Raw genomic sequence first — 26,646 nt, 5'->3', positions numbered from 1 at the left:
TACATTTGATACTTCTGTAGAGGCTCACAAACTTGTAATTGGTCAAGCTAATGGTAATGGTATTATGGTGTATAACTATAACCCAAGCGATGAAACTCTAAAACTTGATTGGGTCGGTGAGCCTCCTAAAGTTGAAGAGAAAAAAGAAGAAAAAAGCAAAGGTTGGTTTGAATGGTAAGTGACTTTAAACTGTCTGAGCAAAGCGAGTTTTTAAAGTCACAAGCAGTTTTGCATACTTTTTCTGCATTGAAAAAAGTATGTCGTTACAGCTTACGCAGTAAGCAACGAAACTTTTTAAAAAATATTTTTTTATTCCAAACACCGCAGGAAGTTAGTACATTAGAATTGCCTGAATCAACTAGAGGTAATTACCCTTGTTATTATATAGATAGTGACAATACTAAACATACAGTAGCTTATGACCAATTAACTGATGCACAAAAACAATCAGCTAAATCAATGTTATGTATAGATCATTCGGCTATGTTGTACCCTACTGATGACTTTATGAATTATATTTATAAAGGACAATTATTTGGTGATCCTGATTTAGGTTTAGGATTTTTTGGTGATTATGATATGGATGAAGTTAGAGGTAATAATAGTAAATACAATAAAAGGTAAGCATGAATATTTTTAAGAAAATAATTTGTATATTAGGGTTATCAGCTACCGCAAATTTAGTAGTTGCTATGCCTACTACTCTTTCAGTATCAACTGATGGTAAATATGTAGTTAGTGCAAATAATGATGGTAATGTTTATTTATATAACTTAAATAAAAAAACTATTAAAAAGATAAATGATAAAACAGTTAATATCTTTAGTGCTAACTTTATTAATGATACCCATGATTTCATATATCAAACCTTTGATGATAATGTTGTCCATGTTGTAGATGCTGATAATCTAAAAACTATTAAATCTTTTACAGGGCAAAAAAACAGTGTTATGCAAGCTGTGAATAAAGATTTAAATACTTATGCTTTTGCTACACGAGGTGGCAATATGAATATTGCTAAAATAGATAATAATAAACTAGGTGACACATATTCGTATGGTAACCAGTTTATGGCTATGAATTCAAACTTAGTACCTACTTTTTATAAAAATAAGTTAATTACTGCTACTGGGAGAGGTTCTCTATTTATATTTGATATTAATGAAATATTTAAAAGTGAAAATAAAGATAATCCTAAAAATCAAATAGAAATTCATAAAAACTCTGGGGCTGTTATGAGTGCCATAGACCCTAATGGTGAGTTTGTGTATACGGCTGATAGTGGTTTAGCTGGAATAAAATATAATTTAGAAACAGGTACAGTTTCTAATACAGCTCTTTATTATCCAGATGATAATTTAAAAAATATTTCTTATTTGCAACCAAGAGAAGATGCTAGGAAACAATTTTTATACAATGGTCTTACAAACTTCAAATTTATAGATAAAGACAAGATTATAGTTACTTTTAAAGGAGTTTCTCAACCATATTTATGGGCTTTTACGTTTGATACTAATAAATTAGACTGGAGCAATAATACCAAGTGGAAAAGACCTGTTTTTTTCTCTAAAAATTATCTTCCATTAGTCGATAACCCTCTTGACTATGTTACAGGTAACTACACAATAGGACCAAGACCAAATGTAGATGGTTATAATACTACATTTGATACTTCTGTAGAAGCTCATAAACTTGTAATTGGTCAAGCTAATGGTAATGGTATTATGGTGTATAACTATAATCCTAGTGATGAAACTCTAAAACTTGATTGGGTCGGTGAGCCTCCTAAAGTTGAAGAAAAGAAAGAAGAAAGTAAGGGTTGGTTTTGGTAGGAAGTAATTCCCCTTCGGGCCTGTCCCAAACTTGATTTGGGATCTAAGGGGTGGCAGTCGTAGACTGACGGGGTAGTACTTTTAAAAACCACACCCCGCTAACAAGTTGGCACCTCTCTCAAGTGAAGAACATGAGGTAAAATTATGAAAAAAATATACTATTATATTAATAATTTCATAGGTTCTTTTAATATAAATATATTAAGAAAATTATGGGGCTATCAAATTTTAATAAAGGGCTCACTTTTATTAATATCTGCATTTTTTGCTGCTCTTGCATATATGTTTATTTATAGTGGTGGATATTATTTTAAACATCAAATGAATATTTTAAATATACCCTCTAGCTCTTTTAACTCTTCGTTCTTAGATACTTTTGACTTAACTAAATCAATAGAAGTTTTTGCAAGTGAAACTACAACAAAGATCACATCGCTTATTCTATTCTTAATAATTATAATCTGTAGCTATATAGGTCTTATTACAGCAGTATCATATTGTATTTATAATTATGTTATAAATACAGAAAGTATTACATGTAAGAACTATATAGGCAGAGGGATTGCACAAGCTATTTCTACAATATCCACAATCTCTCTTTTTCCTATTTTGATTATTGTATTGCTATCATATTTCCCAACAAGAGCAGAAGAGTTAGCTAGAACTGATATAGAAAATAAAATATTTGAAAGTATCAAAAGTAAAACAGAATATATTCCATTATACACTGATAATAATTTTAACTATGTTGCGTATCCTCAAGAAAGCACTATTTGTAGAACTCCATTATATAAAAATTACATAGATATAAAAGACATTCAAAAATATAAAAAAGATCAGTTCAAAATGACCTTGGCTCCAAAACTAAAACAGATAAAATATAATTGTTCTGAACTAGGCGATAAAAATTTTAGAAAAGATATTTGTAATAATTTAAAAAGTGAAACGATTGCTAATAACTCCATGGAAGATATTGCATATATTTATAAAATGAAAAATATTTACTGTGATAAAGAAACTCAAAAGGACTAACAATTGAACCAATCAGATAAATATAAACAACAACTTGAAATATGCACTTCATAACTAATTCACTTATACATTTTTATAAAATTTTATTTTTCTAAATCCTGAGTTATTATAGATGGACTTCTTTTCGAGACTTTATCAATGGGCACAAAATCTAAATACTCATGCTTGTAGAAAAGATTATCATCCTTTCTAAGTCTAAGTACCATATCTTCACTATTTAACTTATTATATGCTCCATTGATTAGTTTAGCTGTTTTATCATCTCTTAAAGCAAATAGCATATCATCATTATGCCATAGCGCATCTATACTATCTTCTGCTTTTACTTGGTCATATTCTGTCAGTGGCTGATAATGCTGTAGTGCTATTAGATAGCCTTTTCTGGTACTAAATGTAGATGCTAGTTTGTATCCCATAGCTATTCTGCGTTGTGATAATGCTTCATCATTAGATATTAAGTTAGCATCATTATCATTTAGATTATTTAGTAAATATAACAACTTACCTATTGCTGTTGGTGGTAATACTAATATCAACTCATCACTCACAGACTCTAATGCCTCTAATGTCGTTCCTATATCTACAGTCTTACCATTCGTTTGCAAACTCTCTAAATAGCTTTTGACATTACTATCTGTTGGGACATCATAAGTATCTACTAACATTTGATACAAACATCTTCTTTCTAACTTCTCCGCTACATCTTTTGATACTAATTCATCATCTAGATCAAAATTAGCTCTAGCTAATTGATAATAATAAAACTTCTCTAATGTATAGTGCTCATCTACAGTAGCTTCAAATATCAAAGCATCTCCAGTTGGATACTCCAAATCATGATTATGTGTAGACAATAGATACTTCGAATCAGCATATACTAACCATTTATCATCTTTATAATCTATCTGATAGGGTTTTGTTAATGTCTGCTTCTTGATATCACTTATTTTAAGTCTACCTAGATTTAGCTTTTCTATCTTTTTATCATGCTTTGTACTAACTGTCCTACTCCACAATAACAACCCATCTTTTATTTGATTATCTTTGTCTGTAGGGTATTTACTATGATTATCTCCCTCTAAGACATATTTATTATTTTTGACTGTTACTTTCGCTGTCTGTGATAATAGTATCTCACTATCTACATATTCCTCTGTAGTAATCAAATCAAACACTCCATAATCTTCATCTATTTCATGCTGATATGATTTATATGCGATAGCTGTCTCATTATCATAGTCAATATCTGCTATCACATCTGGTTTATACGGTAGTCTTGCTTGTTTCTCTGATATCTGTTTGAAATTATATCTACCTGCCATTAGTAAGCCCATATATAGCAAACTAGCTTGATATGTCTTGCCTATATCCAACCATCTATTTATATTATTCTCTGATAAGCTCTGTAAATACTTAACTCCATCATCTACTGCATCTTGATTTGCAAACTTATAGCCTGCCTTATATCCCAAGCCTTTTACTTTAGAATCTAAATCTGAATTTATAGCTCCCCAATTTATTAATGATGTATTACTATCTAATTTAGCCTTACTAAAATCTAGTGATACTATATTTGGATTACTAACTACTGACTGATCTAACATACACATACTAGCTCTTACAAAGCTTATATAGATATAATCTCTATTTGATAATAATACTTGTTCTAAATCTGGACTTGTATCAAATCTATTTGCTACTTGACGTTTACCATAGTTATATTTATATACTGAGTTTGTCTTTGATTTACTCAAATACTTCTGTTGTGAGTTAAATACTTCTCTAACCAAATTTGTAGGTACAAAATATAGCTTTGATAACTTAGGGCTATATATAACCTCACCTATATAATAAACATCATCTGCGACATCATCAGGATGTTTATATTCTGCTTGTTTGGTTTGATAATTTTGTAGCTTAAATGATGACTTACTGATATCAGCATCCATCATTAGCTTTTCGCTTACATTATATTTAACATCTCCTGCTTTGACATGCTTAAATGGTGCTTTCTCTGTGTGATTCTTTGCACTCATTCCAAAACTAGCACCTTTAACATCTAATTTCTCTGCTGAGATCTTGGCAACATTTGATTTGATATTAATATTCTTAGTAGCTGTAATAGCATGTTTACCAGGGCTAGTCTCTGTAAGTTTATTAGTACTAATAGTTGTACTATCTACTATTATGCTCTCTGTTCTATTAGCTGTCTTTGTTACTATTGTTTCTTTTTTGATTTCACTTTTAAAATCATTTGAATGATAAGATTCTTTGGCTGTCTTTGACTGTTGGGTTAGCTTAGTATCATCTTCATAGGTTGTTGTAATATTACCCTTACTAGTCTCTCGAACTTCACTTGATGATAGTAGTTTCTTCTTTTGAGATCCTGCATAATCCTCTTGAACTATACTGTTATCATTGACTACATTCTTTTGGACTTTGCCACTTTTATACTCTGATACACTACTTTGGCTCTTCGCTCCTGATTCATCCTTATCATCCCAATCAGATGGGCGATTATCATATATTTTGGCCATAACTAAGTTTACATTTTTTTAAAAGAATCTAACAAAAATGATAACTAAAAATAACATCAAGAGCTAGTGTTATTTTTTCAACTTTAATTCAAAATTAACTATGTTTATCGAATACACATAATCGATATCAAATTTGAAAAATCAAAACCTAATAAATTTTTCACTTCATCACTTTTTAGCAATGCTACTAAGCCTGCTTTGGTATTATCATGTTTGAATATTTTTTCTATCGTAGCGTCATTTTCAGTCAGCTGAATTTTCAAAAAATCTTTTTCTAAAAAAATCTTACACCCTTCTTTTAAACTTGGGTGATGTGCTAGACCATATTCGTATGCTTTTAATTGATTATCATTTAATGTCATATTTACAAACTCTCATCTTCTTTGACCCAACTTTGCATAGCTGCAATAAGCTCAGCAAAAATATCTGCCATCAGCAATAAATCAACTTCATGACCAACATTATCTTCTTTATTTAGATCTTTTATACCATCTAAGAATTTGATACTTTTAAACTGTAACTTAGTATTTGCTGTCATAGCAAGCTGCTCTTTCCAAGTTATAGCTAGCTCCGTAATGTACCCTCCACTATCAATAAATGATTTGATATTATCATTCAACATCGAGCTACCTTGACATGAGATATTTGCAATACTATCTCCTATAGCACTTGTGAGCTTACATTTTTCTGCTATTTCAATATCTACTGGATAAGTATCTTCGACAAGCCATTCTGTTAGAATATCTGTTTCTTCTTTAATGACAGGCTCAAACCTTGCTTCACATCTATGCAATAGATCTAAAACTTCTGTAATTTGTTTTTCTGAAACACTATCAATTATTAGATAGTTATTAGTCAGATCCAAATAGCCGTGAATCTTTCTAAACTTACTAAATGCTAGAGGTAGTAGCTTTTGCTCCATATCCTCTTTTATTTGTGTTTTTTCTTTTTTGCTTACATATCTAGTGAGCTCTAACTCTTGAATATACTCTTGTGCTTGTTGGTTGATAACTTGAGCAGGAAGAATTTTTTCTTCAGTAAGCAAACAAAATGCAGCTAAATGATTAAACTTAAAAAGGCATTGTTCATCTTTTATAAATGGGTTTGTAAAGCCTCTCGAAGATTTCTGAGAATTACTACAAGGAATAAATGCGAGTTTATTCATCGAATCTTCAAAAATATCTATATTAATATCAGTGACTTTGAATGCTGTAAGATTTTTAAAAAACATAAAAAACGATTAAATATAATAAAACTGTCTCAAAATAATAAAACATCTAATCATAAAGTAAAACTATTAAACTACAAATTTAATAGTTTATATGATTTAACTATCTCAAAACTCATGACTGTTGTTGCTGTATCTGCTGGGAAATATTTGATTATAGCTACTTTGTCAAAGATGATTTTCTTAGAAAACTGATATTCCAAAAGCTTGTCATAATTAGTAGCGCCATACACTAAGCTAACATGAGGATCTAAATTATATTCACTTTCTCTATCTAATTTTCTTCCACTAGCAAAAAGATTATCTAGCTGTATAGTTTTTGATAATTTGAGATAATAGTTCATAAAATAAGAATCTCTATCTATAGCTATACTATCAATATCTAATGAGATACTCTCATAATCAAGCTGACACGCCCAATATCCAAAATCTTCAACAATATTTTTAGCAGAGCTAAATAATGTCAAATGAGGTATAAATGATGGTTGTCTAGCAATATAAGAATTATAGTTTATACATCTAGCTAGAGCTAGGAGATATTTCTGTGCTGGTATTAGCCAAACACTATATTTATGAGATGACACAATTATTAACTCATTCTAACAAAAATTGTAATATTTGTTATAATAGCAAATCTTTAGTTATATAAATTATAAATTTCTAGGAATAAATATGTCACAAATAGTTGTTTGCGCAATGTACAAATTTGTAACGCTTGAAGATTATGAAGCTATGCGCCAGCCTCTGCTTGATACTATGATAAAAAACAATATCAAAGGTACACTACTTCTTGCTAATGAAGGTATTAATGGGACAGTAGCAGGACCTCGTGAAGGTGTAAATGTGTTATTAGCATATCTAAAATCTGATTCTAGATTAGCTGATATTGACTACAAAGAGTCTTATCATCAAGAAATGCCTTTCTATCGTTCAAAAGTAAAACTTAAAAAAGAGATTGTAACTCTTGGTATCGAAGAAATTGATCCAAATAAAGTCTGCGGAAAGTATGTAGAGCCTAAAGATTGGAATGCTCTTATATCTGATCCAGAGACTATACTTGTAGATACTCGTAATGATTATGAGATCGAAATAGGTACATTCAAAAATGCTATCAATCCAAATACAGAGACTTTTAGAGAATTTCCAGAATATGTCGATAAAAACCTAGATCCTAAAAAGCACAAAAAAGTAGCTATGTTTTGTACTGGCGGTATTAGATGTGAGAAATCTACAGCTTTAATGAAAGCTAAAGGTTTTGATGAGGTTTATCACTTACAAGGTGGTATCTTAAAATATCTAGAGGAAGTACCTAAAGAGGAATCCATGTGGGAAGGTGAATGTTTTGTATTTGACTCAAGAGTGGCTGTAAATCATGATCTTGAGAAAGGTAACTATGATCAATGTTTTGCTTGTCGTATGCCTATAACCGAAGAAGACAAAAAACGCCCAGAATATGTTAAGGGTATAAGTTGTCATCACTGCTACGATAAAGTTACAGAAGAGCAAAAAGCACGCTTTGCAGAACGTGAAAAACAATCTCAACTAGCTGCTGAAAGAGGATTTTCACATGTTGGTGATGATGCCAAAAAATTAGCAAAATTGAACAAACAACAAAAACAACAAGCAAAAGAAATGGCTCGTAAAAAAGCAAAAAGTAAAATTTAACTTCTACTTATAAACAATCAAAATTCAAATCATTTTTTTACAAGCAATTTTATATTCCTACTGTTAAAATATAATATATTTAAATATTTCTTTTAAGATATAATTCTCAACATAAAAGGCTATAACTCTTATGCAAGAAAAAATCACACAATTTGAGAACTTTTTAACTCAACTACAACAAAAAATCACATCTACTCTTGAGCAATCTGAAACTAGCTCGGCTAAATTTATTAGTGACAAATGGCAAAAGCCAAATACTCCTGAACAAAAACTCAAAGGCTATGGTAACTCTATGATTATAGAGGGTGGCGAAATCTTTGAAAAAGGCGTCGTTGCATTTTCTAGAGTACACGGAGATGCTTTACCACCATCAGCTACCGCAAAAAGACAAGAACTTGCTGGTAAATCATTTATTGCTACTGGTGTTTCATTAGTTATTCACCCTCGTAATCCTTTTGTACCAACATCTCATGCTAACTTTAGAATCTTTGTTGCTGGTGCAGATACAAATAATCCTATATGGTGGTTTGGTGGTGGTTTTGATTTAACCCCTTACTACCCTTTTGAGGAAGATGCTATTTACTGGCACCAGACTGCAAAAAATGTTTGCGATAAACATGACGCTAGCTACTATCCTAGTTTCAAAAAATGGTGTGATGAATACTTTTATATCAAACATCGTGATGAATGTAGAGGCGTTGGAGGTTTGTTTTTTGATGATTTAAATGATAAATCTTTTGATGAATGTTTTAAATTTGTGACTGATTGTGCAAATTCATACTTAGATGCTTATATACCAATAGTAGAAAAAAGAAAAAATATCGAATATTCACAAAAGCATAAAGATTTTCAACTTTACCGTCGTGGTAGATATGTCGAATTTAATCTAGTCTTCGACAGAGGTACAATATTTGGCCTTCAAAGTGGTGGACGCACAGAATCAATACTATCATCAATGCCACCTATGGCTACTTGGAAGTATAACTGGCAACCTGAGCCTGGTTCTGAAGAAGAAAAAGTATATGAATATATAAAGCCAAGAGATTGGATTAAATAGTGTTCACAAGTAAAAAACATATCATTTATGTAAAAATAATTATGTTACAATAAGCTCAAATTATTAGAGGTTTTTTTAAGATTATGAAAATTAATTTTTGTGCAGGTCCAGCTGTTGTGCCTACATCTATAATAGAACAGTTACAACAAATGATGATTGATTATAAAAATACTGGAGTATCTTTATTATCTATTTCACATCGTGATAAAGTTTTTGATGAAGTGCATGCCTCTATTCAAAAAAATCTCAGAAGTTTACTTAATATTCCAGATAACTACTCTGTGCTTCTAATGCAAGCCGGTGCTACGGCACAATTTGCTGCTATACCTATGAATTTAGCAGATAAGTATAATAAAGCATTGTATGTATGTAGTGGGCAATGGTCAGAAAAATCTGCTCAAGAAGCTGCTAAATTTACGTCTGTAGATGCTGTGAAATATGATGATAATATTGCTCAAAGTTTCCAAGCAGATACATACGATTATATATATTATACAGACAATGAGACTGTAGATGGTTTTCAGATTAACAAACTTGCCAAGTCTTGCAATACAGAAATAGTTTGTGACATGTCATCAAGCTTTTTATCAAAGCCTATCAATATTAGTGATTACGGTTTGATATATGCTGGTGCGCAGAAAAATGCTGGTATACCAGGCTTAACTATAGTTATCGTCAAAGATTCTTTAATCAAAGCAAAAGATAATATTCCAGTAGTATTTGACTATCAAGTTACCAAGAAATCAAATTCAGTTTACAATACTCCTTCTGTTATCTCATGGGTTACTTTTGAGTTGACACTAGAATATTTAATTAACAAATTTGATAATTTGAAGAATGTAGAATCTTTCAATAGCCAAAAAGCAAATCTACTCTACTCAGCTATTGATAGTTCAAAGATTTTCAAAAATGAAATTAAGCCAGAATATCGCTCTAACATGAATATTATATTTCATCTATCAAATGAAGAACTAACTGATAAATTTCTAAATGAAGCTAGTAAAGCTGGCTTTTATGGCTTAAAAGGACATCGAAGTGTCGGTGGCTGTAGAGCTAGTCTTTATAATGCTGTCAGTCTAGAAGATGTTGAAAAATTAGTACAATTTATGCAAGGTTTTGAAAATGAACAACTCTAAAATAATAACTGTAGATGGACCAAGTGGTGTCGGTAAAGGAACATTATCAAAAAAATTAGCAAAGCACTTTGACTATAAACTTTTGGATAGTGGCGCAATATACAGAATAGCTGCATTACACTGCTTCAATACTGGCGCTAATTTAGATAATGAAGATGATGTTTGTAGTAAGCTTGAATTACTAGATATATCGTTTAAAGTTCAAAATGATTCTATAATAGTCCTTCTAAATAATGCTGATGTGACTAAAGCTATCCGTACTGAACAAACTGGGATGCTAGCATCAAAAACTTCTGCATATCCAAAAGTACGCCAAATGTTACATGATAAAATGCTCTCTTTTGCAACTGCTGCTGGACTTGTAGCAGATGGTAGAGATATGGGTACAGTTGTTTTCCCTGATGCTAAATACAAACTCTTCTTAGATGCTAGCTCAGAAGTTAGAGCTCAAAGAAGATATGATGAGCTACTGACAAAAGGTGAAAATCCTAATTTTGATAAAATTAAAAATGATATTGAACAAAGAGATTTTCAAGACAGAAATAGAAAAGTAGCTCCTTTGAAGCCTGCTGATGATGCTATTTTAGTTGATACTAGCAACCTATCTATCGAAGAAGTTTTCCAAAAAGTTTTAAATCATATTAACAATCTTTAATTTCTCCACACCAACAACATAAAATATCACAACCATTAGCTCCTGAAACAACAGAATGTTGTGAGTTAATAGGGTTTACAAAAAAATCACCCTTGCTAAACTCTCCTCTTTCATCACTCATAGAACCATCTATAACATATACCCATTCAACATCTGGATGACTATGTTGGCTTAATTTTGCATTTGGCTCTAATCTAATAAAATCTATTTGAAAGTTTCTTGAATCATCTTTAGCTAATAACTTTTTAGAAATTCCTGGTTTAAATGCTTCAAGGTTGATATCTTTTAAATTTATTTTCATTGGGCTAACTCCACTCAAACTAAACACTGCTAATAATTCTACTTTATCATAGATAAAAATAACTTTATAATTACACGATTAAAAAAGATTTTAACCAAATTAATCAATGTCTGAAATTAATTCTCTAAATAAAAAGTTAAATAAAATAATTATTGAAACAAATGGTTTATCAATATTTAATACTCTTGAACTACTAAGTTATGAGAATCTAGATGAACATGAATCGCAATGTCTTCAAGATTTCATAAAAAAACTCAAATTATTTAATAATGATGAGCTAGATATAGAAGACTTACTAAATCACCCTATTGGTATAGCATTTTATGACTTTTTAAAGAGCTTCCCTCTTAAATATCATGAAGAGCATATCCACCTAACAGGCTCTCTCTCAGCAGAGTTTATTTACCCACGCCTCAAGAAACTTTTAGATGGTAAAAATGGTAATATTTATAGTCAAAAAATAGTAAATATCTATGGCGAAAATGCACTACCAATAAATTCTGTAGAAGATGTTGAAAAACTTATAGTTTTAAAAGATGGTGAAAAATTCTCGAGATATTTAGATCTTTTATATCTTGCAAAAATTATTCTCAATACAAAACAAGATCATATAGATGCCGCTTATCACATGGCTAGTGAACTATATCATAAACATAATGTAGGAAGTATTAGGCTCAAATTCACACTATCACGCTCTACAAGTGATGAAAAAGAAGCAATTTTAAATGAGGACTTAGCAACAGAAGAGGATGTAGTTCTTGGACTTTATGAAGGTTTTGAAAAATTCAAAGAAGAATATCCAGATTTTGGCTATGTACTTTCTCCATCATTTAGAAAAGAAGCTAATTTTTTTGATGCTACAAAGTTTAAAACAAAAAAAGAAAGTTTTGAATACCAAGTAAACTGTCTAATCGATATATTAGAAAAATATCCATTTCTACAGAATGTAATGAAAGATATAGATACTGTCGGTGATGAAAAAAATATCTATAAAAAAGCCCATTTTGAAACATTAAAACAAGGAATTAGAAAACTGCAATATTATGGTTTTAAAATTCGCTCACATCATGGAGAAACTTTCCATACACTAAAAAAAGGTGTTCAAGCAGTTGATAATGCTTTAAATATTTGGAATATTGATACGCTAGAGCATGGCCTGTCAATAGGTATCAATCCAAACTACTACTTTCAAAGATTGCTACAAAAAGTTCTAAAACTTAATCAGAACTCTCAGCCTCTTGATGACAAATCTATGGAATATCGAGAGATACAAGAAATTCATTGGAATGAAAATAACTCTTCAATTAGAGATAAAATCACAAATGGAATAAAACTAAATTCTGATGAAATTTTAGAATTTACAAAAATAAAATTCCATACAGCTATAGAGATAGAAAGATATCAACATGATGTTCTAAATAGAATTATCAGTAAAAATATTGGTGTTGTTGGTCTTCCTTCTTCTAATCTCAAATTAACTACAGCCATTCCAGACTACAAAGACCACCCTTTCAGCTGGTGGGAGAAAAAAGGTATCAAACTAGGTATTGGTACGGATAACTACATTACTTTAGATACTAACTATATTAGAGAAATGCTGATTATTTTATTTTCTGATGCACATAATCTAAAAATTACTAAATTGCTAATGGTGGCTTGTAAAGAAAATAGACGAGCTTACATTAGTAGCCTACTCTGGAAAATGAATAAGAAATAAATATTATTTAGATATTTTGAAGAGCTTCTTCAACCTTTTTTCTGTAGTTTTTATCAGCTTGAGCAAACTGGTCAAGCATTATTTCTTGGATATCTTGACTAGCATGTATCAATCCTTCTGCAATATTATTAGCTAACTGTTGCTGTTGAGATTCGCTCATTAATCTAAAAAGATCTCCAGCTTGTGAATAGTTATCTTCACCTTGTGCATCATAATAATCAATATAACCCTCTATTTCTATAGGTGGCTCTATATATTGTTTGGCATCTGAAGGAGAGTCAGAATGCGCATTTGGATAAAAATTAGGCATTTCATTCTGTGATACATTAAGAGCTGTACCAGCCATTGCTCCATCACGCTGATAATTATGCATTGGACATTTTGAAGCATTTACAGGTATATGACTTGCATTTACACCGACTCGATATCTATGAGCATCTTGATAAGCAAGTAGTCTAGCTTGTAACATCTTATCTGGAGATACTCCAACACCAGGCACCAAGTTATTAGGAGCGAAAGTAGCTTGTTCTACTTCAGCAAAATAATTATTAACATTACGGTTTAACTCTAAAACACCTATTTTTTGAAGTGGGAAATCTTTATGTGACCAAACCTTAGTTAAATCGAAAGGATTTATACTAAATTTTTTCGCTTGCTCTTCAGTCATAATTTGTAATTTAACATCCCATTTCGGATAGTTTCCACTTGCTATAGCATCAAACAAATCTTTTTGAGCTCCATAGCTTGGCTGCCTAGATGCTTCTTCATTTGTGAGATTTTTAATTCCTTGTTGTGTTTTAAAATGCCACTTAACCCAAAAACGGTTACCTTCTTGATTATAAAAGCTAAGTGTATGAGAGCTAAATAAATGCATATGCCTATAGTTCTTTGGGATACCTCTATCAGACATCAATATTGTCATTTGATGCAAAGATTGTGGGTTTCTTGACCAAAATTCAAACTGGGCCACAGGATCTGGTAGGTTAGTTTGAGGATTCTTTTTTTGTGAGTGTACAAAATCTGGGAATTTATTAGGATCTCTTATGAAAAATACTGGTGTGTTATTTCCTACAATATCAAAATTACCTTGCTTGGTATAAAATTTGATAGCTGCACCACGCACATCTCTAACATAATCACTAGAATCTTGACCTCCACCAACAGTAGAAAATCGTACAAAAACATCAGTCTGTTTATTCTGATCTCTTAAAAAATCAGCTACTGTCAAATCTGATAAGTCTTTTTCAAGAGTGAACGTACCGTACGCTCCTGTTCCACGTGCATGAACTACACGTTCAGGGATTCTCTCACGATTAAAATGAGCTAGTTTTTCAAATAATCTAAAATTATCAAATGTTAGCGAACCATTTTTACCTGCACTAATACTTGTATTATCATTAGGTACTGGAGCACCATTTGCTGTAGTTAGTATCTTATTCATGTTCTCTCCTCATTGAAATAAATATCAATCATTATTAAGCGCAGCAATACATATCGAACGCATTATTAAAATAGGCACTTAATGAAATAGTATATATATGAATAGAATTGGTCAATATTGTTAAGAACTTTAAGTCTAGAATAGTTTTTTGATAAAAAAATTAATAACCAGCTTTTATAACACTGCCATTAGCAATACCTGCTACTGACTTAAGATATGCGTTAGCTACTTTTTCTGCTTCTACAGGTTCATAACCCACAAAGAATGGTCCATATTTTGCTAATGCTTCTTTGACTACAGTTGGACTAACAGTATTTATACGGAAGTCCTTATACTCAAGAGTTGCTGCTTTTACAAACCCTTCTACTGCAGCATTTACTGTAGCTGCCACAGCACCTAAAGCAATTGGTTCAACATTCAATATCCCAGTAGTCAATGTAAATGAACCACCCTTATTGATATAGTTTGCACCAATTTGCACTAGGTTGATTTGTCCAAGTAGCTTATTTTTAAAACTGAAGTTCCAGTCTTCTTGAGTTAAATCATCAACAGCTTTAAAAGCTACTTTACCAGTAGTAGATACTAAAGCATCAAAAGGACCTACTTTTTCAAAGAAATTTTTGATAGATTCTATATCTTCTATATCAATACGGTGTGAACCATTACTTCCACTAAATGTTGCAGGAATAACTTCATAACCAGTGCTAATGAACTTATCATAAGTCGCTGATCCTATTACTCCGCTTGCACCTATTAGAACTATTTTTTTGCTCATTTGAGACTCCACTTATTACTATTTAGCTTCTAAGTATTTTAGAAGATTTTCAGGGGAAGACTCACCATAAGGATCATCTTCAGCGTTATCACGCTTACCAGGCTCTACAAACATCTTTTCGATTTCGTGATTATTAACAATCATCGCATATCTCCAAGATCTCTTACCAAAGCCAAGATTTGACTTATCTACAAGCATATCCAAACCTTCCGTAAATTCACCATTACCATCAGGAATTGGTTTAATATTTTTAACATCTAGTGCTTGTATCCACTTATTCATTACAAAGCTATCATTTACAGATAAAACATAAATTTCATCTATTCCTAGCTCTTTAAATCTAGCCGCATTATTCTCAAATCCAGGTAGTTGATAAGTAGAACAAGTCGGAGTAAACGCTCCAGGTAATGAAAAAACAATTACTCTTTTGTTATCAAAAATATCAGCAGATGTAACATCTTGCCATCTAAATGGGTTTGATCCACCAATACTTTCATCTCTTACTCTAGTCTTAAAAGTTACATTAGGTACTCTTTTAGTCATGTCTAACTCCTTGTGTTTTGTTAAGTTACACTGTTATTGTATTGCTTTAATAAATAATTTAAAATATATTATATTTATACTAGCTATAAGCTTTACTTATATGAATACTCGTACTCTTGAATATATCATTTCTGTATATGAAACTAAAAGCTTTATTACAGCGTCAGAAAAGTGCTTTGTCAGTCAACCAGCTCTTAGTATGCAAATAAAAAAATTTGAAGAGCTTATAGGTATACAAATCTTTGAAAGAGGTACAAAACAAGTACTTATAACAAAAGCTGGTATGAAAATAGTTAACCAAGCCTATAAAATTCTAGACGAAGTAAAAAACTTAAAAAAAATATCAGAACTGCACTTAAATAATGGAAAAATAAGTATCTCGATAGGAGCATTTCCAACATTATGTCCGTATTTAATGCCAAAAATACTACCTGCTATCAAGAAAGATTTCCCTAATCTGAGTATATCCATAATCGAAGAAAAAACTGATACTCTTGTAAGTATGCTTGATCAAGGTAAGATCGACTTTGCTCTTTTGGCGACTCCTACCGATAACTATCAGTTTAAAAGAAAAAAAGTCTTTAATGATAAATTCTACGTAGCTGTAGCAAAGACTAATCCCATAGCAAAAAGCAAAAAAATTTGCATAACTGAAATAGTTAAGCAAAATCTTATGCTATTAGATGAAGGACATTGTCTGAGAGATCAAACTTTAAAACTCTGCTCATTAAAAGATTTTAATAATAATGATTTCAAAGGTAGTAGCTTAGAAACATTAAGACAAATGGTATCCATTGATGAGGGCATTACACTAATTCCCGAAACAGCACGCATAAAAACTGAAAATGTTAAATATATTGATATTGATAATAGAGATTTTTACAGAGAGATTGATTTAGTTATGCGTAAAAGCTCTATCTATGAGGACTTATTTACCAAGATTAGTGAGATAATTTCAAAAAACTATAAATAGATTATTTAGCATTAGTACTTTCAAATATCTTATCTGCTGATTTGGCTACAAAACCTTGATATAACTTACCACTTTGATCAGGATAGCGTTTTGCAAACTCATAGTAACAACAAGGAATTTCTTTCCACCCCTCTATAAATTTAACTTCAGAGTTGCCTGAGATTGTACTTGATTGTTCTAAATAATCTGCTGGTGTTCCTTTGATTTCTCCACCTGAGCTATTCAATACAAAGCCATTCAATTTTAGAAAATCATTAACTTCAGAAACTTCGCTAAATTTTTTCAAATCGTTGATAAAGACAGTAAAATGATTCGCTCTAAAACCAAAAGCATAAAACCAAGCGGCATATTCAGACTCTTCGAGAAGCTTTTGATAAGTTTTGTAACTTATAAAGCTCCAACTTGCACCTGATGTTAACAAAGCCTCAGGATTCTTCAGTAAACTATTAGGTATACCTTCTACACAAGCTTCCATCGTTTTTTGTAAGAATGGGCTAAATTCACTAACTAGAAGCTTACTAATAAACACTTTAGGCTGATTATGATCACTATGTTCAAGATGAATAGCCTTTAATCGCTTGACGTCAAAGTCATAATGTCCACATACCTTATAGCCAATATCTATAAAGGGCTTTGATAGCACATTTATATCTATTTTTGGATTATCTAACGTTCTTAATGCTATATGATCATTGACAGGCTTTTCACCCTCAGCCACAAAAGAATCATAAACTTGCTTAACATGTGGATTAGTTTCAATATACTGATCCCAAAGTTTATCTAAAATCTTAAAACTCATAAACTAATCCTCCAGATTAAATTTGATTCCTTGAGCTAATGGTAAATCTTTACCATAATTGATTGTGCTAGTCTGACGTCGCATATATGCTTTCCACGCATCTGAACCAGCTTCACGACCGCCACCAGTATGCTTTTCACCTCCAAACGCGCCTCCAATTTCAGCACCTGATGTACCAATATTCACATTCGCAATACCACAATCACTGCCTGAACTAGATAAAAACTTCTCTGCATTTTGGATATTATCAGTAAATATAGAGCTTGATAAACCATATCTAACACTATTGTTGAATTTGATTGCTTCATCAATATCTTTGAATGGCATTATGTATAAAATAGGACAGAAATTCTCTTCTGCCACTATTGGCATATTAGCATTTGCTTCAATTATTGTTGGCTCAACAAAGAAACCAGCTTTTGCAATTTTTTTACCACCAGTTAAAATTTTACCGCCTTCTATTGTAGCTTGATCTACAGTTTTTAAGAAATTATCAACTGATGCTTGATCTATAAGAGGTCCCATAAGATTTTTTTGATCTAACGGATCTCCAACTGTAACTTGTTTGTAAGCATTGACCATTTTATCTTTGACCAAATCATAGATTGATTCATGTACAAATAGTCTTCTTAGAGAAGTACATCTCTGCCCTGCTGTACCAACTGCTCCAAAAACAGCTGCTGGTATTGCTAATTTTAGGTTAGCTGATTCATCAATAATTGTAGCATTATTACCGCCTAACTCTAGAATTGACTTACCAAATCTTTTTGCTACTTGTTGTCCTACATCTTGACCAACTTTTGTAGAACCTGTGAAAGATACTAAATTTACCCTTTCATCATTAACTAATGCCTTTGAAACCTCAATCTCTTTAGAAATTATTGTATAAAAAATTTCAGGATAACCATGCTCTTGAATTACTTTTTGACATATATTGTGTACAGCAATTGAACATAGCGGTGTCTTTTCGGACGGTTTCCACACCACAGTATTACCACAAATGACAGCTATAAAAGCATTCCAAGACCACACAGCTACTGGAAAGTTAAATGCAGAAATAACTCCAACTACTCCTAATGGATGCCATTGCTCATACATTCTATGATCGTGACGCTCAGAATTCATCATCACACCGTATAACATACGTGATTGTCCTACAGCAAAATCTGCCATATCAATCATCTCTTGAACTTCGCCATCACCTTCTTGCTTAGATTTACCCATCTCAAGAGATACCAAGCTTCCTAGATGATCTTTATTTTTACGGAGCTCTTCGCCAATAAGTCTAACTAACTCTCCTCTTTTAGGTGCTGGAACTTGACGCCATTGTTTAGCAACCTCCGCAGCCTTTGTAATAGCATATTGCATATCATCTAGACTTTGATTTTTAACTTTAGCCAAAAGCTCACCATTTGCTGGACTTAAAGTTTCTATAACATTTTTATTATCATCAGTTATATATGCTTCTAAACCTAAATTTAATTCTTGTAAAATACTCATTATGTCCCCCTAAATTAATCTGCTTGTATCAAAAGTCCTGAATTTCTATAGTACTTTCCGAATCTATTATCATAAAACTCTTGTAAACATATAGATTCTTGGTTTATAAATCCTGTAGGGTTATCTTTAGAGCTAAGCAATAGATCTATACTTACACACAAGCTTGTTGCAGTAGTTAATTGTAATGCTGAGAAATATTTACCAAACATACGTTTTGAAGGATATTTTTGTGCAAAATGACGCTCTGCTTTTAGACCTTTTCGGATACCATCTACTGATACATAGATAAGAACTACATCTTGATTAATTCTTGGAATCGCTCTTTCCATGATTTTAACCATAGTATCCAAATCTTCGCCTAGCTTCATATCTTGCATTAAGAATTTCATCTTATCACAATGCCCTGGATGACGGATACTTTTGTAGTTTATATTTTTAACCTTACCTGCATAAGTCTCGATCATCGAGCCAATACCACCAGAGGTATTAAAAGCCTCATAGGTAAGCCCATCTATTTTAATCTCTTCAACATCAGCTAATGGAGCTAGAGTTCTTTTTTTACCATCAACGACTCCTTCGCAAGGCTTTGCATATTCATTTATTAGGCCTTCTGTAGACCAAGTCAAACCATATTGAAGTGTATTCGAAACATTTAAAGGTAAAGCTCCCACCCTCATACGTACGGTATCAATTGAGTCGAACTCTTGCATAAGATTATTAGATACAATACTTATAAATCCTGGAGCTAGGCCACATTGCGGTGCAAAGAAACTATTTTCTGCTTTATCTGCTATACTTTTGATATAGTTGGTAGCCTCTACATCTTCTGTCAAGTCAAAGTAGTTAAGCTCTAACTCGCCTGCTATCTTAGCTATATCTTTATTAAGAAAAAACGGTAAACATGAAACTATAGTTTTTATATCATTCTGCTGCACATAGTTTTTTAAGTCTGAAGAGTTTGTAGCATCTAACTCTACGTATATCAAATTATCTACATTTTTTTCCAAAACTGGTTTGTCATGAGGAATGTATCTATCAATTAAATGAACAGTATAGTCACCACTTTCAACCAGTAAGCAGCTAACCAAAGACCCGACTCTGCCGGCACCAAGTATTACGATATTTTTCATAAATACCTCAAAATTACGCCTCTTGTACTTTAATTTATATCACTTGGACTGCTATGAGTAAATATAATTCGTGCTAGATTAATTAGATTACTTTGAAATTATTTAATAGAAAATAATAAAAATACAAATGATTAGTTAATTTAAAATATAATAAGAGCAACTTTATACTACTAAAAAATAAAATAATATACTTTTTTGAATTTGCCAATATCTACAATCCACAATAAAGTAGTCTTGCCTTGTTTTACATCTATTTTTTGACGAATATTATTAACCTGAATTGTATAGTTGCCACTATCAATCTGTTGTTCGAATAGGTCAATGCTATTGGGTAATAACAACCATGATCTCATATCTGCTCGCTTCGGATCAGTATTTGATAGGTCAAATTTTAAATGACTGCCCAAAAGCCCTCCTAGAGGAAAATTTTTATCATAATCATATTTAAATGCCTCAATAACAACACTTTGTGTAACAACTCTAGAGTAACTCTCTATGAGCGATTTCATAGCATATAGTGTCGTGTCAAGTAATGTCTCTGTATAAGTATCTACTAATGCACTACCTCCCGATGAAATTACTACTCTTTTCGGCTCAAAAAAACTATATTTTGTTTTGTATACAGGAAACTCCAGTTTCTTGATTCCTATATTGCCTAAATCAAGATTAACTTGTGCAGATTTACGTATATTGACAAGGCCTTGTTCATAAAAAACCACAACTCTACCCATTCCCATAGAAAAGGGAGATATTTCACCAGCTACTGCAGATCGATACTCATTAGCTGTTTGATCAAGATATTTGTTACCAATTGTATATTTTTGAGCATTTTCAAGGTCGTTCAAAGATTCCTGATAATTTTTTGAAATAGCTGAATCCAATAAACTTTTTAGATAGTAAGCCATTGGATTACCATAAGCATTAGGAATTATTGATGAAAATTCAAGCATGGCTTTTAATGACTTAAAGTTATCTAAGCCTAATTCATCGCTAGTGATATCATTTCTATCAAGATCCTCTTTAGCAAGCTCCTTCATACCACCTGCTATTATATTTTGTTCATTTCTCCATATTTTGGCAGTCTCTAAACTATCCAGTGATTTAAGTGCTTGATTAACATCATTCGTTTTTAAATAATTTAGTGCTTGATATGTATACAAAAAGCTTATTGCATAGTCTGGAATATTATATGATGTTTTGATGTCATAATAGTTGTATGTATTTTTATTTAATAAAAACTTTTTTGCTTGCTCTAATGACTGGTCTTTATCTTTAGGGATAGATTTAATCGCTAGATCATAAAATTTTATAGAATCTAAGTAATTATCGTTAAGCTGCAGTAATCTTCCAGACTCCAAATTATTAAGGTTTTTTAACTGCTTTATATTAGCGATATTATTATTTTCATTTATTGCTTCAGATATATTATCTTCTACGAGATTTTTTCGCACTGGAGCAAATATCCATGGATAATTATAAGATGCAAATTTTATTTTTGTGACATCTTTTTTTGTGGTTGTACACGAGCTCAAAAGAACTACTGACAACGCTAATATTAATAGCTTATTGGATTTTTTCTTTTTCATCTTTGATAACACCAATGCCAAGGCTCATAAATATACCCATAATCATTATCACGCGGAAAACTCATCTTAAAACCAAACCTGTGAGCATTTTTACTTAACCACTCAAAAGCTAATGTATTTTCAAAAGATTCTGTTAAAACTTCTTTTTCATCTCCAGTAGTCAAATCTATAGCTCTACCTGTATGATGCTCACTCTCTCCAGGCAGAGCATTTACTCGCATAATTTGTTCAAGTGTTTGACCACTAGCTAGTTTTCTATCTATAATTTTTTGCTGATAATCATAACTTCTAAAACCAGAAACTATATACAAAAGAATACACTCTTTTTCTGCTGCTTCTTTTAGTTCTAACCAAACTTGATGAGTATTCTTTTCTAAGAACAAATCTCGAGCAAAAAAATCCTTGCCAGCATAGATTAAGTCTTCCTTTTTAGCTTCGGGAAATATTATTTTTCTTACCATTTAGCTGACTCTTCCAACCTTAATAACTCACAAAGATATTTATCATGTTCAGAGGTATTAATAACTGTTTCATTAGCTGAGCGTAAATTTAATTTACCAAAATCAATATCTATATTATCTTTACTAGCATTTTTTGCAGTGTGTAAAGTAAGATTAGTTTGTCCCCCTGTCATTGCAAGATATACATCAGCCAATAACTCACTATCTAATAATGCTCCATGGAAAGTACGATGATCATTTCTAATGTAGTACCTTTTACAAAGAGCATCTAGATTATTTTTCTGAAGAGGATGTTTCTTCCTAGCAAGTTCCAAGCTGTCAACGATTTTCGCAACATGTTGTTCTAGAGTGCCATACTTATTATTTTTCAGAAGCCCAAGCTCCCAGTTTATAAATGGCACATCAAATGCAGCATTATGGATAATAACTTCGGCACCTTTAAGAAAATCAATCATCTTTTCAACATTTTCTTCAAAGAGTGGCTTATCTGCCAAAAACTCATTAGTTAGACCATGAACTGCTAAAGCTCCAGCCTCAACTTCATAATTTGGATTACAATAAAAATGTAGATTATTACCTGTAACTTTCCTATCAATGACTTCAACAGCCCCGAATTCTATAATCCTGTTACCTATTTTATAATCAAAACCCGTCGTCTCAGTATCTATAAAAACTTGCCTAGACATCAAAATTTCTCTATTTTGTTACTAAGCTTTATTATAACAGTAGATTACTATAAATATAACGTATAGTTGAGAGAAAGATAGTTCTGCCTCTCTTTAAAATTACTACTACGAGAGTAAATATTTGTATAATCTAAACCCAACCAAGAGCCATAGAAAGCATTGTATCTTACGCCAGCGCCGTATTGATAAGCAAAATTTGATTTATTTTGTAAAACTTGTGAATAATCAACATAAGGAATAAATCTTTTACCATATATTGTTGCTGTATAACTTGACTGTAATGACCAAGAAGCAACATTTTCTCCTGTACCTAAGAAATTATCATATATCAAAGCTGCACTAGGCCTTACGGAACCAAAAAAAGGTACACCAGCAATATTATTTGGGCTAACAGATGAAGAGTCATTGACTCCTCCAACACCCCTATCTGTTAAAAGAGCTTCTGCTTCAAAGTTAATATCTGAAATAGCTAGGCCATAATTCAAATCAAATGCGCCAACATTTCCACCATTTTTAGTTTGGAAACCTGATACATTTGAATACGCAGCTCCAAAAAACTGATAATCCCCTACTGTATCCATCTCGTAGACATATTTACTATTTAAAGAAAACCCCACACCACTTTTACTAGCAGCATTAGTTACACCAAAATAGCTATCAGGGTTTGCATTTAAAAGTACCGCATTTAGATGCAAATCTTGTGTATGATAAGAAAGATTTATATTCCCACCTGACTGCATAAAATATGTCCTAGTCAACGTCGAGACATAGTTCGAAACAATATCAAAGTTACCGTACATCACAGTTGAGTTTGCCACATAACCAAAAAATGGACTTTCTGAAAGGTTTCCTAGAATAAAATATAATGTATTTGGACGTACATTGAAGCCTTCATCACTGTGATCTTGATATAACGTAAACCCAACGAGTGACGTAAACCATTTAGAAATAGTTGATGCCGCATAAAAATCTACTGCATAAGAAAAAAGTCTATTTTCACCTCCTTGGGGAACTCTATTTAGTCTTTGCCAATCAATCAATGCTACTTTTGTTCCAAAGTAGATATAATTATCATCTAAAATACCTTGCTGTCTTGCTTGGAGCATAAATAGAGGATCTCCAGTATCTTCCTGAACATTCAGCATTGCATGAGTTAACGTTTCACTAACTCTAAAGCCGTTAAACCAAGAAGTTTTTATAGAATCAATATTTAGTGCTTGGTTAACTTTAGTATCAAAGGTTTTCTTAGCTAGTGCTCGTTTTTCACTATCTGTAAGAGCCTCACCTTCTTTGATTGATAAGTCTTGAATAGCTTGCTGCGCAACTTTCTCTTGCTGTGCTGTACTTAGTGGAGCTTTATTAAAGATATAATCTTGGTTAGGAAAGACTCTTCTATAAGCATTAGATTCAAGCCGACGAATATTATCAGGATCATAGCCACTTTCTACAGAACTAGCATCAGCTGAATCAGAACTTGTATCAGCACTGACAGCTACACTAAATGGGAATAATACTAAAATACTTGCTAAAGCTACTATCTTTCTAAACATGAAACTACAATTCTTTGCTATCTAAGTCCTTGTCATTTTCTTCTATTATGTCAACTATTTGTTGTTGGCTTAGTGCTTCACCTTCTTTTATTTCTATATCATCTATAGTATCAGCCACTCTTTTACTCACAGGAATTTTTTTGCCATTCTCTTCTATGTAATATGCATAACAAAAACTACATACAAACCCAAAGATAAGAAAAAAAGATAACCTTATATACTTCATTTTATATTTTTTTAACAAATTGAGATTTTAATTTCATAGCCCCAAAACCATCAACCTTACAATCTATATCATGGTCTCCAGTAACTAAACGGATATTTTTAACCTTAGTTCCAACTTTAATAACTTTTGATGAACCTTTTAATTTTAAATCTTTAATAACACTTACAGTATCACCATCAGCAAGTAGATTACCATTTGAGTCTTTGATAACCAACTGTTCATCAATAGATTCATTAATTTGCCATTCATAACCGCATTCTGGACATATTAGTAACTCACCATCTTGATAAACATATTCGGATTGACATTTAGGACATGAAGGATACTCAGACATAATAATCCCCTTTAAATTCTTTAGTGTGCATTAATATAACATTATAGTCTGCTAATTACTATCAATTATATTTAATCGCACCATATACTCAAACAATCTAATTTTATATAAATATTCTCAAATACATAGTCATAATATTATCTTGCTCTGAGAAAGTTTTTGCCCTTCCTTTAACATACGTATAGCTAAAACCAAGCCACCCATCAGCAAAAACATTATATCTAAAGCCAGTTGCCAAAGATGCTGCATAATTATCAGATGCTTGTTGGATCTGAGAGTAACTCACGAATGGTACAAAATCCTTATTCATAACATTCGCTGTATAGTCAAGCTGTGAAGACCAGCCAAAGACATTACCTCCACTAGTCAAAAAATCATTCGACTTTAAATCTGGAAAAATTGATGATGCAAAAGATTCTCTTAAATTAAAACCTCCCGAAACATCTGTCATTGAGGTTACACCTTTATCTGTAAACACAAATTCATTAACAAGCTCCAATTTGCTAATATTCATCCCCACATTAAAGTCCACAACTCCAACGTTGTCATTATAGTCATTTGTAAAGCCTGAGACATTTGAATATGCTGCTCCAACATACCAATAGTCTCCAACACTTTGTAAGTCTTGGGTATATTTCATATTTACAGAAAAACTTAACTTAGAGTTACCTTCATATGCATTAGCTACTTTCAAAAAATCATCCTTAGATGAAGCTAAGAATACAAAATTTGTCTGCAAGCCATCTTTATTATACGAAAGATTCACATTACCCCCAGATTGCATAAAATACAAACGTGTTAAGGTAGGTATAATATTAGTAGACTCATCAAAATTCCCAAAATTCACAGTTGATAGCGCAGCATATGAATAAACAGGTAATTTATTCAAATTACCTAATATAAAATATACTCCACCAGGAGTTGCTGACCACTTACCATCAATAGTATAGGTATTTAAAGAAGCAAAAACAGATGTCCAATCACCTAAAGTACTTGCTACATAATACTCTAGTGAATAGTTATTAATTGAACGTGATGATACACCATTTTGAGTATCTCGCCCCCAGGTTGGAATAAAAGAAGCCATTCCCCCCACATATAGATAGTCATCTTTTAGCAAACCGTTCTGGCGTGATAAAATGATAAACTCAGGATCTCCGGTTTCTTGCTGGGTATTAAGCATTGCTTGAGAAAGTATTACATTATTTTTTATCCCTTGATAGAATGGAGGCTTAACTTTATCAGCACGAGACAGCTTTAGAAGAGTTTTTCCAACATCAAACGTTGTCCCGGGAGCTATTGATTCTCCTTCATACTGTTCGACCGTATCTAAAGCAGAATTATCTTGAGAAGTATTAGCTTTTGATTTATCAGTATTAACTAACTTTTTTTGAGTATCTATATCTGCAACATCATTTGCCGCATAGACATCATAAGTCAGCACTAGCAAACTTATTAATATTAAAAAAATATTTTTCATCT

At 31.8% G+C, this 26,646-nt stretch carries 27 protein-coding genes; 9 read left to right on the top strand and 18 right to left on the bottom strand.

The window, feature by feature from the left end; translation table 11 throughout:
• The first annotated feature begins 171 nt into the window (after positions 1-171).
• The 3 genes from FQ699_RS09555 (at position 172) to FQ699_RS09545 (ending at position 2,864) form a co-directional block, all read left to right on the top strand.
• Entirely contained in the window at positions 172-624 is a 453-nt protein-coding gene (locus FQ699_RS09555) for a hypothetical protein (RefSeq protein ID WP_146422119.1), read from the top strand.
• A gap of 2 nt (positions 625-626) precedes the next feature.
• Positions 627-1,832, top strand: coding sequence for a WD40 repeat domain-containing protein (locus tag FQ699_RS09550; protein WP_146422118.1), 1,206 nt, complete (start codon positions 627-629; stop codon positions 1,830-1,832).
• A gap of 144 nt (positions 1,833-1,976) precedes the next feature.
• Complete coding sequence (locus FQ699_RS09545; protein ID WP_146422117.1) at positions 1,977-2,864, top strand: hypothetical protein; 888 nt, start codon at positions 1,977-1,979, stop codon at positions 2,862-2,864.
• A gap of 83 nt (positions 2,865-2,947) precedes the next feature.
• Here FQ699_RS09545 and FQ699_RS09540 read toward each other — a convergent pair whose 3' ends face one another.
• From FQ699_RS09540 to FQ699_RS09525, 4 genes are all read right to left on the bottom strand, one after another.
• Positions 2,948-5,401: a hypothetical protein gene (locus FQ699_RS09540; protein ID WP_146422116.1), complete on the bottom strand. Its 2,454-nt coding sequence runs from the start codon at positions 5,399-5,401 to the stop codon at positions 2,948-2,950.
• Between the two features lie 104 nt (positions 5,402-5,505).
• Positions 5,506-5,763, bottom strand: a complete 258-nt coding sequence (locus tag FQ699_RS09535) for a hypothetical protein (RefSeq protein ID WP_004287836.1) — start codon at positions 5,761-5,763, stop codon at positions 5,506-5,508.
• Positions 5,764-5,765: 2 nt separating this feature from the next.
• Positions 5,766-6,632 (bottom strand): recombination-associated protein RdgC, encoded by an 867-nt coding sequence (locus tag FQ699_RS09530; RefSeq protein ID WP_146422115.1) that lies wholly within the window; start codon positions 6,630-6,632, stop codon positions 5,766-5,768.
• Between the two features lie 71 nt (positions 6,633-6,703).
• Positions 6,704-7,213 (bottom strand): hypothetical protein, encoded by a 510-nt coding sequence (locus FQ699_RS09525; RefSeq protein WP_146422114.1) that lies wholly within the window; start codon positions 7,211-7,213, stop codon positions 6,704-6,706.
• Positions 7,214-7,301: 88 nt separating this feature from the next.
• On the opposite strand from FQ699_RS09525, the gene trhO reads away from it, so the two are divergent.
• The 4 genes from trhO (at position 7,302) to cmk (ending at position 11,142) form a co-directional block, all read left to right on the top strand.
• Positions 7,302-8,294 carry an oxygen-dependent tRNA uridine(34) hydroxylase TrhO gene (gene trhO / locus FQ699_RS09520; RefSeq protein ID WP_146422113.1) on the top strand — a complete coding sequence of 331 codons (993 nt, stop codon included), beginning with the start codon at positions 7,302-7,304 and terminating at the stop codon, positions 8,292-8,294.
• Positions 8,295-8,424: 130 nt separating this feature from the next.
• The gene (gene hemF / locus FQ699_RS09515) at positions 8,425-9,351 is read left to right on the top strand and encodes an oxygen-dependent coproporphyrinogen oxidase (protein WP_146422112.1); all 927 of its coding nucleotides are present in this window, start codon (positions 8,425-8,427) and stop codon (positions 9,349-9,351) included.
• A gap of 83 nt (positions 9,352-9,434) precedes the next feature.
• The gene (gene serC / locus FQ699_RS09510; RefSeq protein ID WP_146422111.1) at positions 9,435-10,487 is read left to right on the top strand and encodes a 3-phosphoserine/phosphohydroxythreonine transaminase; all 1,053 of its coding nucleotides are present in this window, start codon (positions 9,435-9,437) and stop codon (positions 10,485-10,487) included.
• Positions 10,474-11,142 (top strand): (d)CMP kinase, encoded by a 669-nt coding sequence (gene cmk / locus FQ699_RS09505; RefSeq protein ID WP_146422110.1) that lies wholly within the window; start codon positions 10,474-10,476, stop codon positions 11,140-11,142. Before serC ends, cmk begins: the two co-directional genes overlap by 14 nt.
• Here the strand turns inward: cmk and FQ699_RS09500 are convergent.
• Positions 11,129-11,443 carry a cupin domain-containing protein gene (locus tag FQ699_RS09500; protein WP_146422109.1) on the bottom strand — a complete coding sequence of 105 codons (315 nt, stop codon included), beginning with the start codon at positions 11,441-11,443 and terminating at the stop codon, positions 11,129-11,131. The genes cmk and FQ699_RS09500 overlap by 14 nt on opposite strands.
• 106 nt (positions 11,444-11,549) lie before the next feature.
• Here FQ699_RS09500 and FQ699_RS09495 point away from each other — a divergent pair, with 106 nt between their 5' ends.
• Positions 11,550-13,160 (top strand): amidohydrolase family protein, encoded by a 1,611-nt coding sequence (locus tag FQ699_RS09495; protein ID WP_146422108.1) that lies wholly within the window; start codon positions 11,550-11,552, stop codon positions 13,158-13,160.
• A gap of 7 nt (positions 13,161-13,167) precedes the next feature.
• Here FQ699_RS09495 and FQ699_RS09490 read toward each other — a convergent pair whose 3' ends face one another.
• The 3 genes from FQ699_RS09490 to FQ699_RS09480 all read right to left on the bottom strand — a co-directional run bounded on the left by FQ699_RS09490 (position 13,168) and on the right by FQ699_RS09480 (position 15,919).
• Entirely contained in the window at positions 13,168-14,601 is a 1,434-nt protein-coding gene (locus tag FQ699_RS09490) for a catalase (protein WP_146422107.1), read from the bottom strand.
• Positions 14,602-14,761: 160 nt separating this feature from the next.
• On the bottom strand, positions 14,762-15,376 hold the full coding sequence (locus FQ699_RS09485; RefSeq protein WP_146422106.1) for a short chain dehydrogenase: 615 nt from the start codon (positions 15,374-15,376) through the stop codon (positions 14,762-14,764).
• Positions 15,377-15,394: 18 nt separating this feature from the next.
• On the bottom strand, positions 15,395-15,919 hold the full coding sequence (locus FQ699_RS09480) for a peroxiredoxin (RefSeq protein WP_146422105.1): 525 nt from the start codon (positions 15,917-15,919) through the stop codon (positions 15,395-15,397).
• 100 nt (positions 15,920-16,019) lie between these two features.
• Here FQ699_RS09480 and oxyR point away from each other — a divergent pair, with 100 nt between their 5' ends.
• Positions 16,020-16,892, top strand: coding sequence for an oxidative stress transcriptional regulator OxyR (gene oxyR / locus FQ699_RS09475; protein WP_013923043.1), 873 nt, complete (start codon positions 16,020-16,022; stop codon positions 16,890-16,892).
• Position 16,893: 1 nt separating this feature from the next.
• Here oxyR and FQ699_RS09470 read toward each other — a convergent pair whose 3' ends face one another.
• The 10 genes from FQ699_RS09470 to FQ699_RS09420 all read right to left on the bottom strand — a co-directional run bounded on the left by FQ699_RS09470 (position 16,894) and on the right by FQ699_RS09420 (position 26,644).
• A complete protein-coding gene (locus tag FQ699_RS09470) occupies positions 16,894-17,691 on the bottom strand; it encodes a DUF1338 domain-containing protein (RefSeq protein ID WP_146422104.1) in 798 nt (265 codons plus the stop codon).
• 3 nt (positions 17,692-17,694) lie between these two features.
• Positions 17,695-19,191, bottom strand: a complete 1,497-nt coding sequence (gene amaB / locus FQ699_RS09465; protein WP_146422103.1) for an L-piperidine-6-carboxylate dehydrogenase — start codon at positions 19,189-19,191, stop codon at positions 17,695-17,697.
• Positions 19,192-19,205: 14 nt separating this feature from the next.
• A complete protein-coding gene (locus FQ699_RS09460; RefSeq protein WP_146422102.1) occupies positions 19,206-20,321 on the bottom strand; it encodes a saccharopine dehydrogenase family protein in 1,116 nt (371 codons plus the stop codon).
• 170 nt (positions 20,322-20,491) lie between these two features.
• Positions 20,492-21,907, bottom strand: a complete 1,416-nt coding sequence (locus tag FQ699_RS09455) for a COG3014 family protein (RefSeq protein WP_146422101.1) — start codon at positions 21,905-21,907, stop codon at positions 20,492-20,494.
• On the bottom strand, positions 21,904-22,368 hold the full coding sequence (locus FQ699_RS09450) for a M15 family metallopeptidase (RefSeq protein ID WP_146422100.1): 465 nt from the start codon (positions 22,366-22,368) through the stop codon (positions 21,904-21,906). Before FQ699_RS09450 ends, FQ699_RS09455 begins: the two co-directional genes overlap by 4 nt.
• Positions 22,362-23,054, bottom strand: a complete 693-nt coding sequence (gene dnaQ / locus FQ699_RS09445; RefSeq protein ID WP_013923037.1) for a DNA polymerase III subunit epsilon — start codon at positions 23,052-23,054, stop codon at positions 22,362-22,364. The genes FQ699_RS09450 and dnaQ overlap by 7 nt, the downstream gene beginning before the upstream one ends.
• Positions 23,055-23,101: 47 nt before the next feature.
• The gene (locus tag FQ699_RS09700) at positions 23,102-24,604 is read right to left on the bottom strand and encodes a hypothetical protein (protein WP_179951702.1); all 1,503 of its coding nucleotides are present in this window, start codon (positions 24,602-24,604) and stop codon (positions 23,102-23,104) included.
• A gap of 4 nt (positions 24,605-24,608) precedes the next feature.
• The gene (locus FQ699_RS09430; protein ID WP_146422099.1) at positions 24,609-24,830 is read right to left on the bottom strand and encodes a hypothetical protein; all 222 of its coding nucleotides are present in this window, start codon (positions 24,828-24,830) and stop codon (positions 24,609-24,611) included.
• 1 nt (position 24,831) lies between these two features.
• Positions 24,832-25,164 carry a zinc ribbon domain-containing protein YjdM gene (locus tag FQ699_RS09425; protein WP_013923034.1) on the bottom strand — a complete coding sequence of 111 codons (333 nt, stop codon included), beginning with the start codon at positions 25,162-25,164 and terminating at the stop codon, positions 24,832-24,834.
• Between the two features lie 103 nt (positions 25,165-25,267).
• Positions 25,268-26,644, bottom strand: coding sequence for a hypothetical protein (locus FQ699_RS09420; RefSeq protein WP_146422098.1), 1,377 nt, complete (start codon positions 26,642-26,644; stop codon positions 25,268-25,270).
• Positions 26,645-26,646 lie beyond the last annotated feature (2 nt).

It is taken from the genome of Francisella salimarina (assembly GCF_007923265.1).
Lineage (GTDB): Bacteria > Pseudomonadota > Gammaproteobacteria > Francisellales > Francisellaceae > Francisella > Francisella salimarina.
This window is presented reverse-complemented; position numbering and strand designations above follow the sequence as displayed.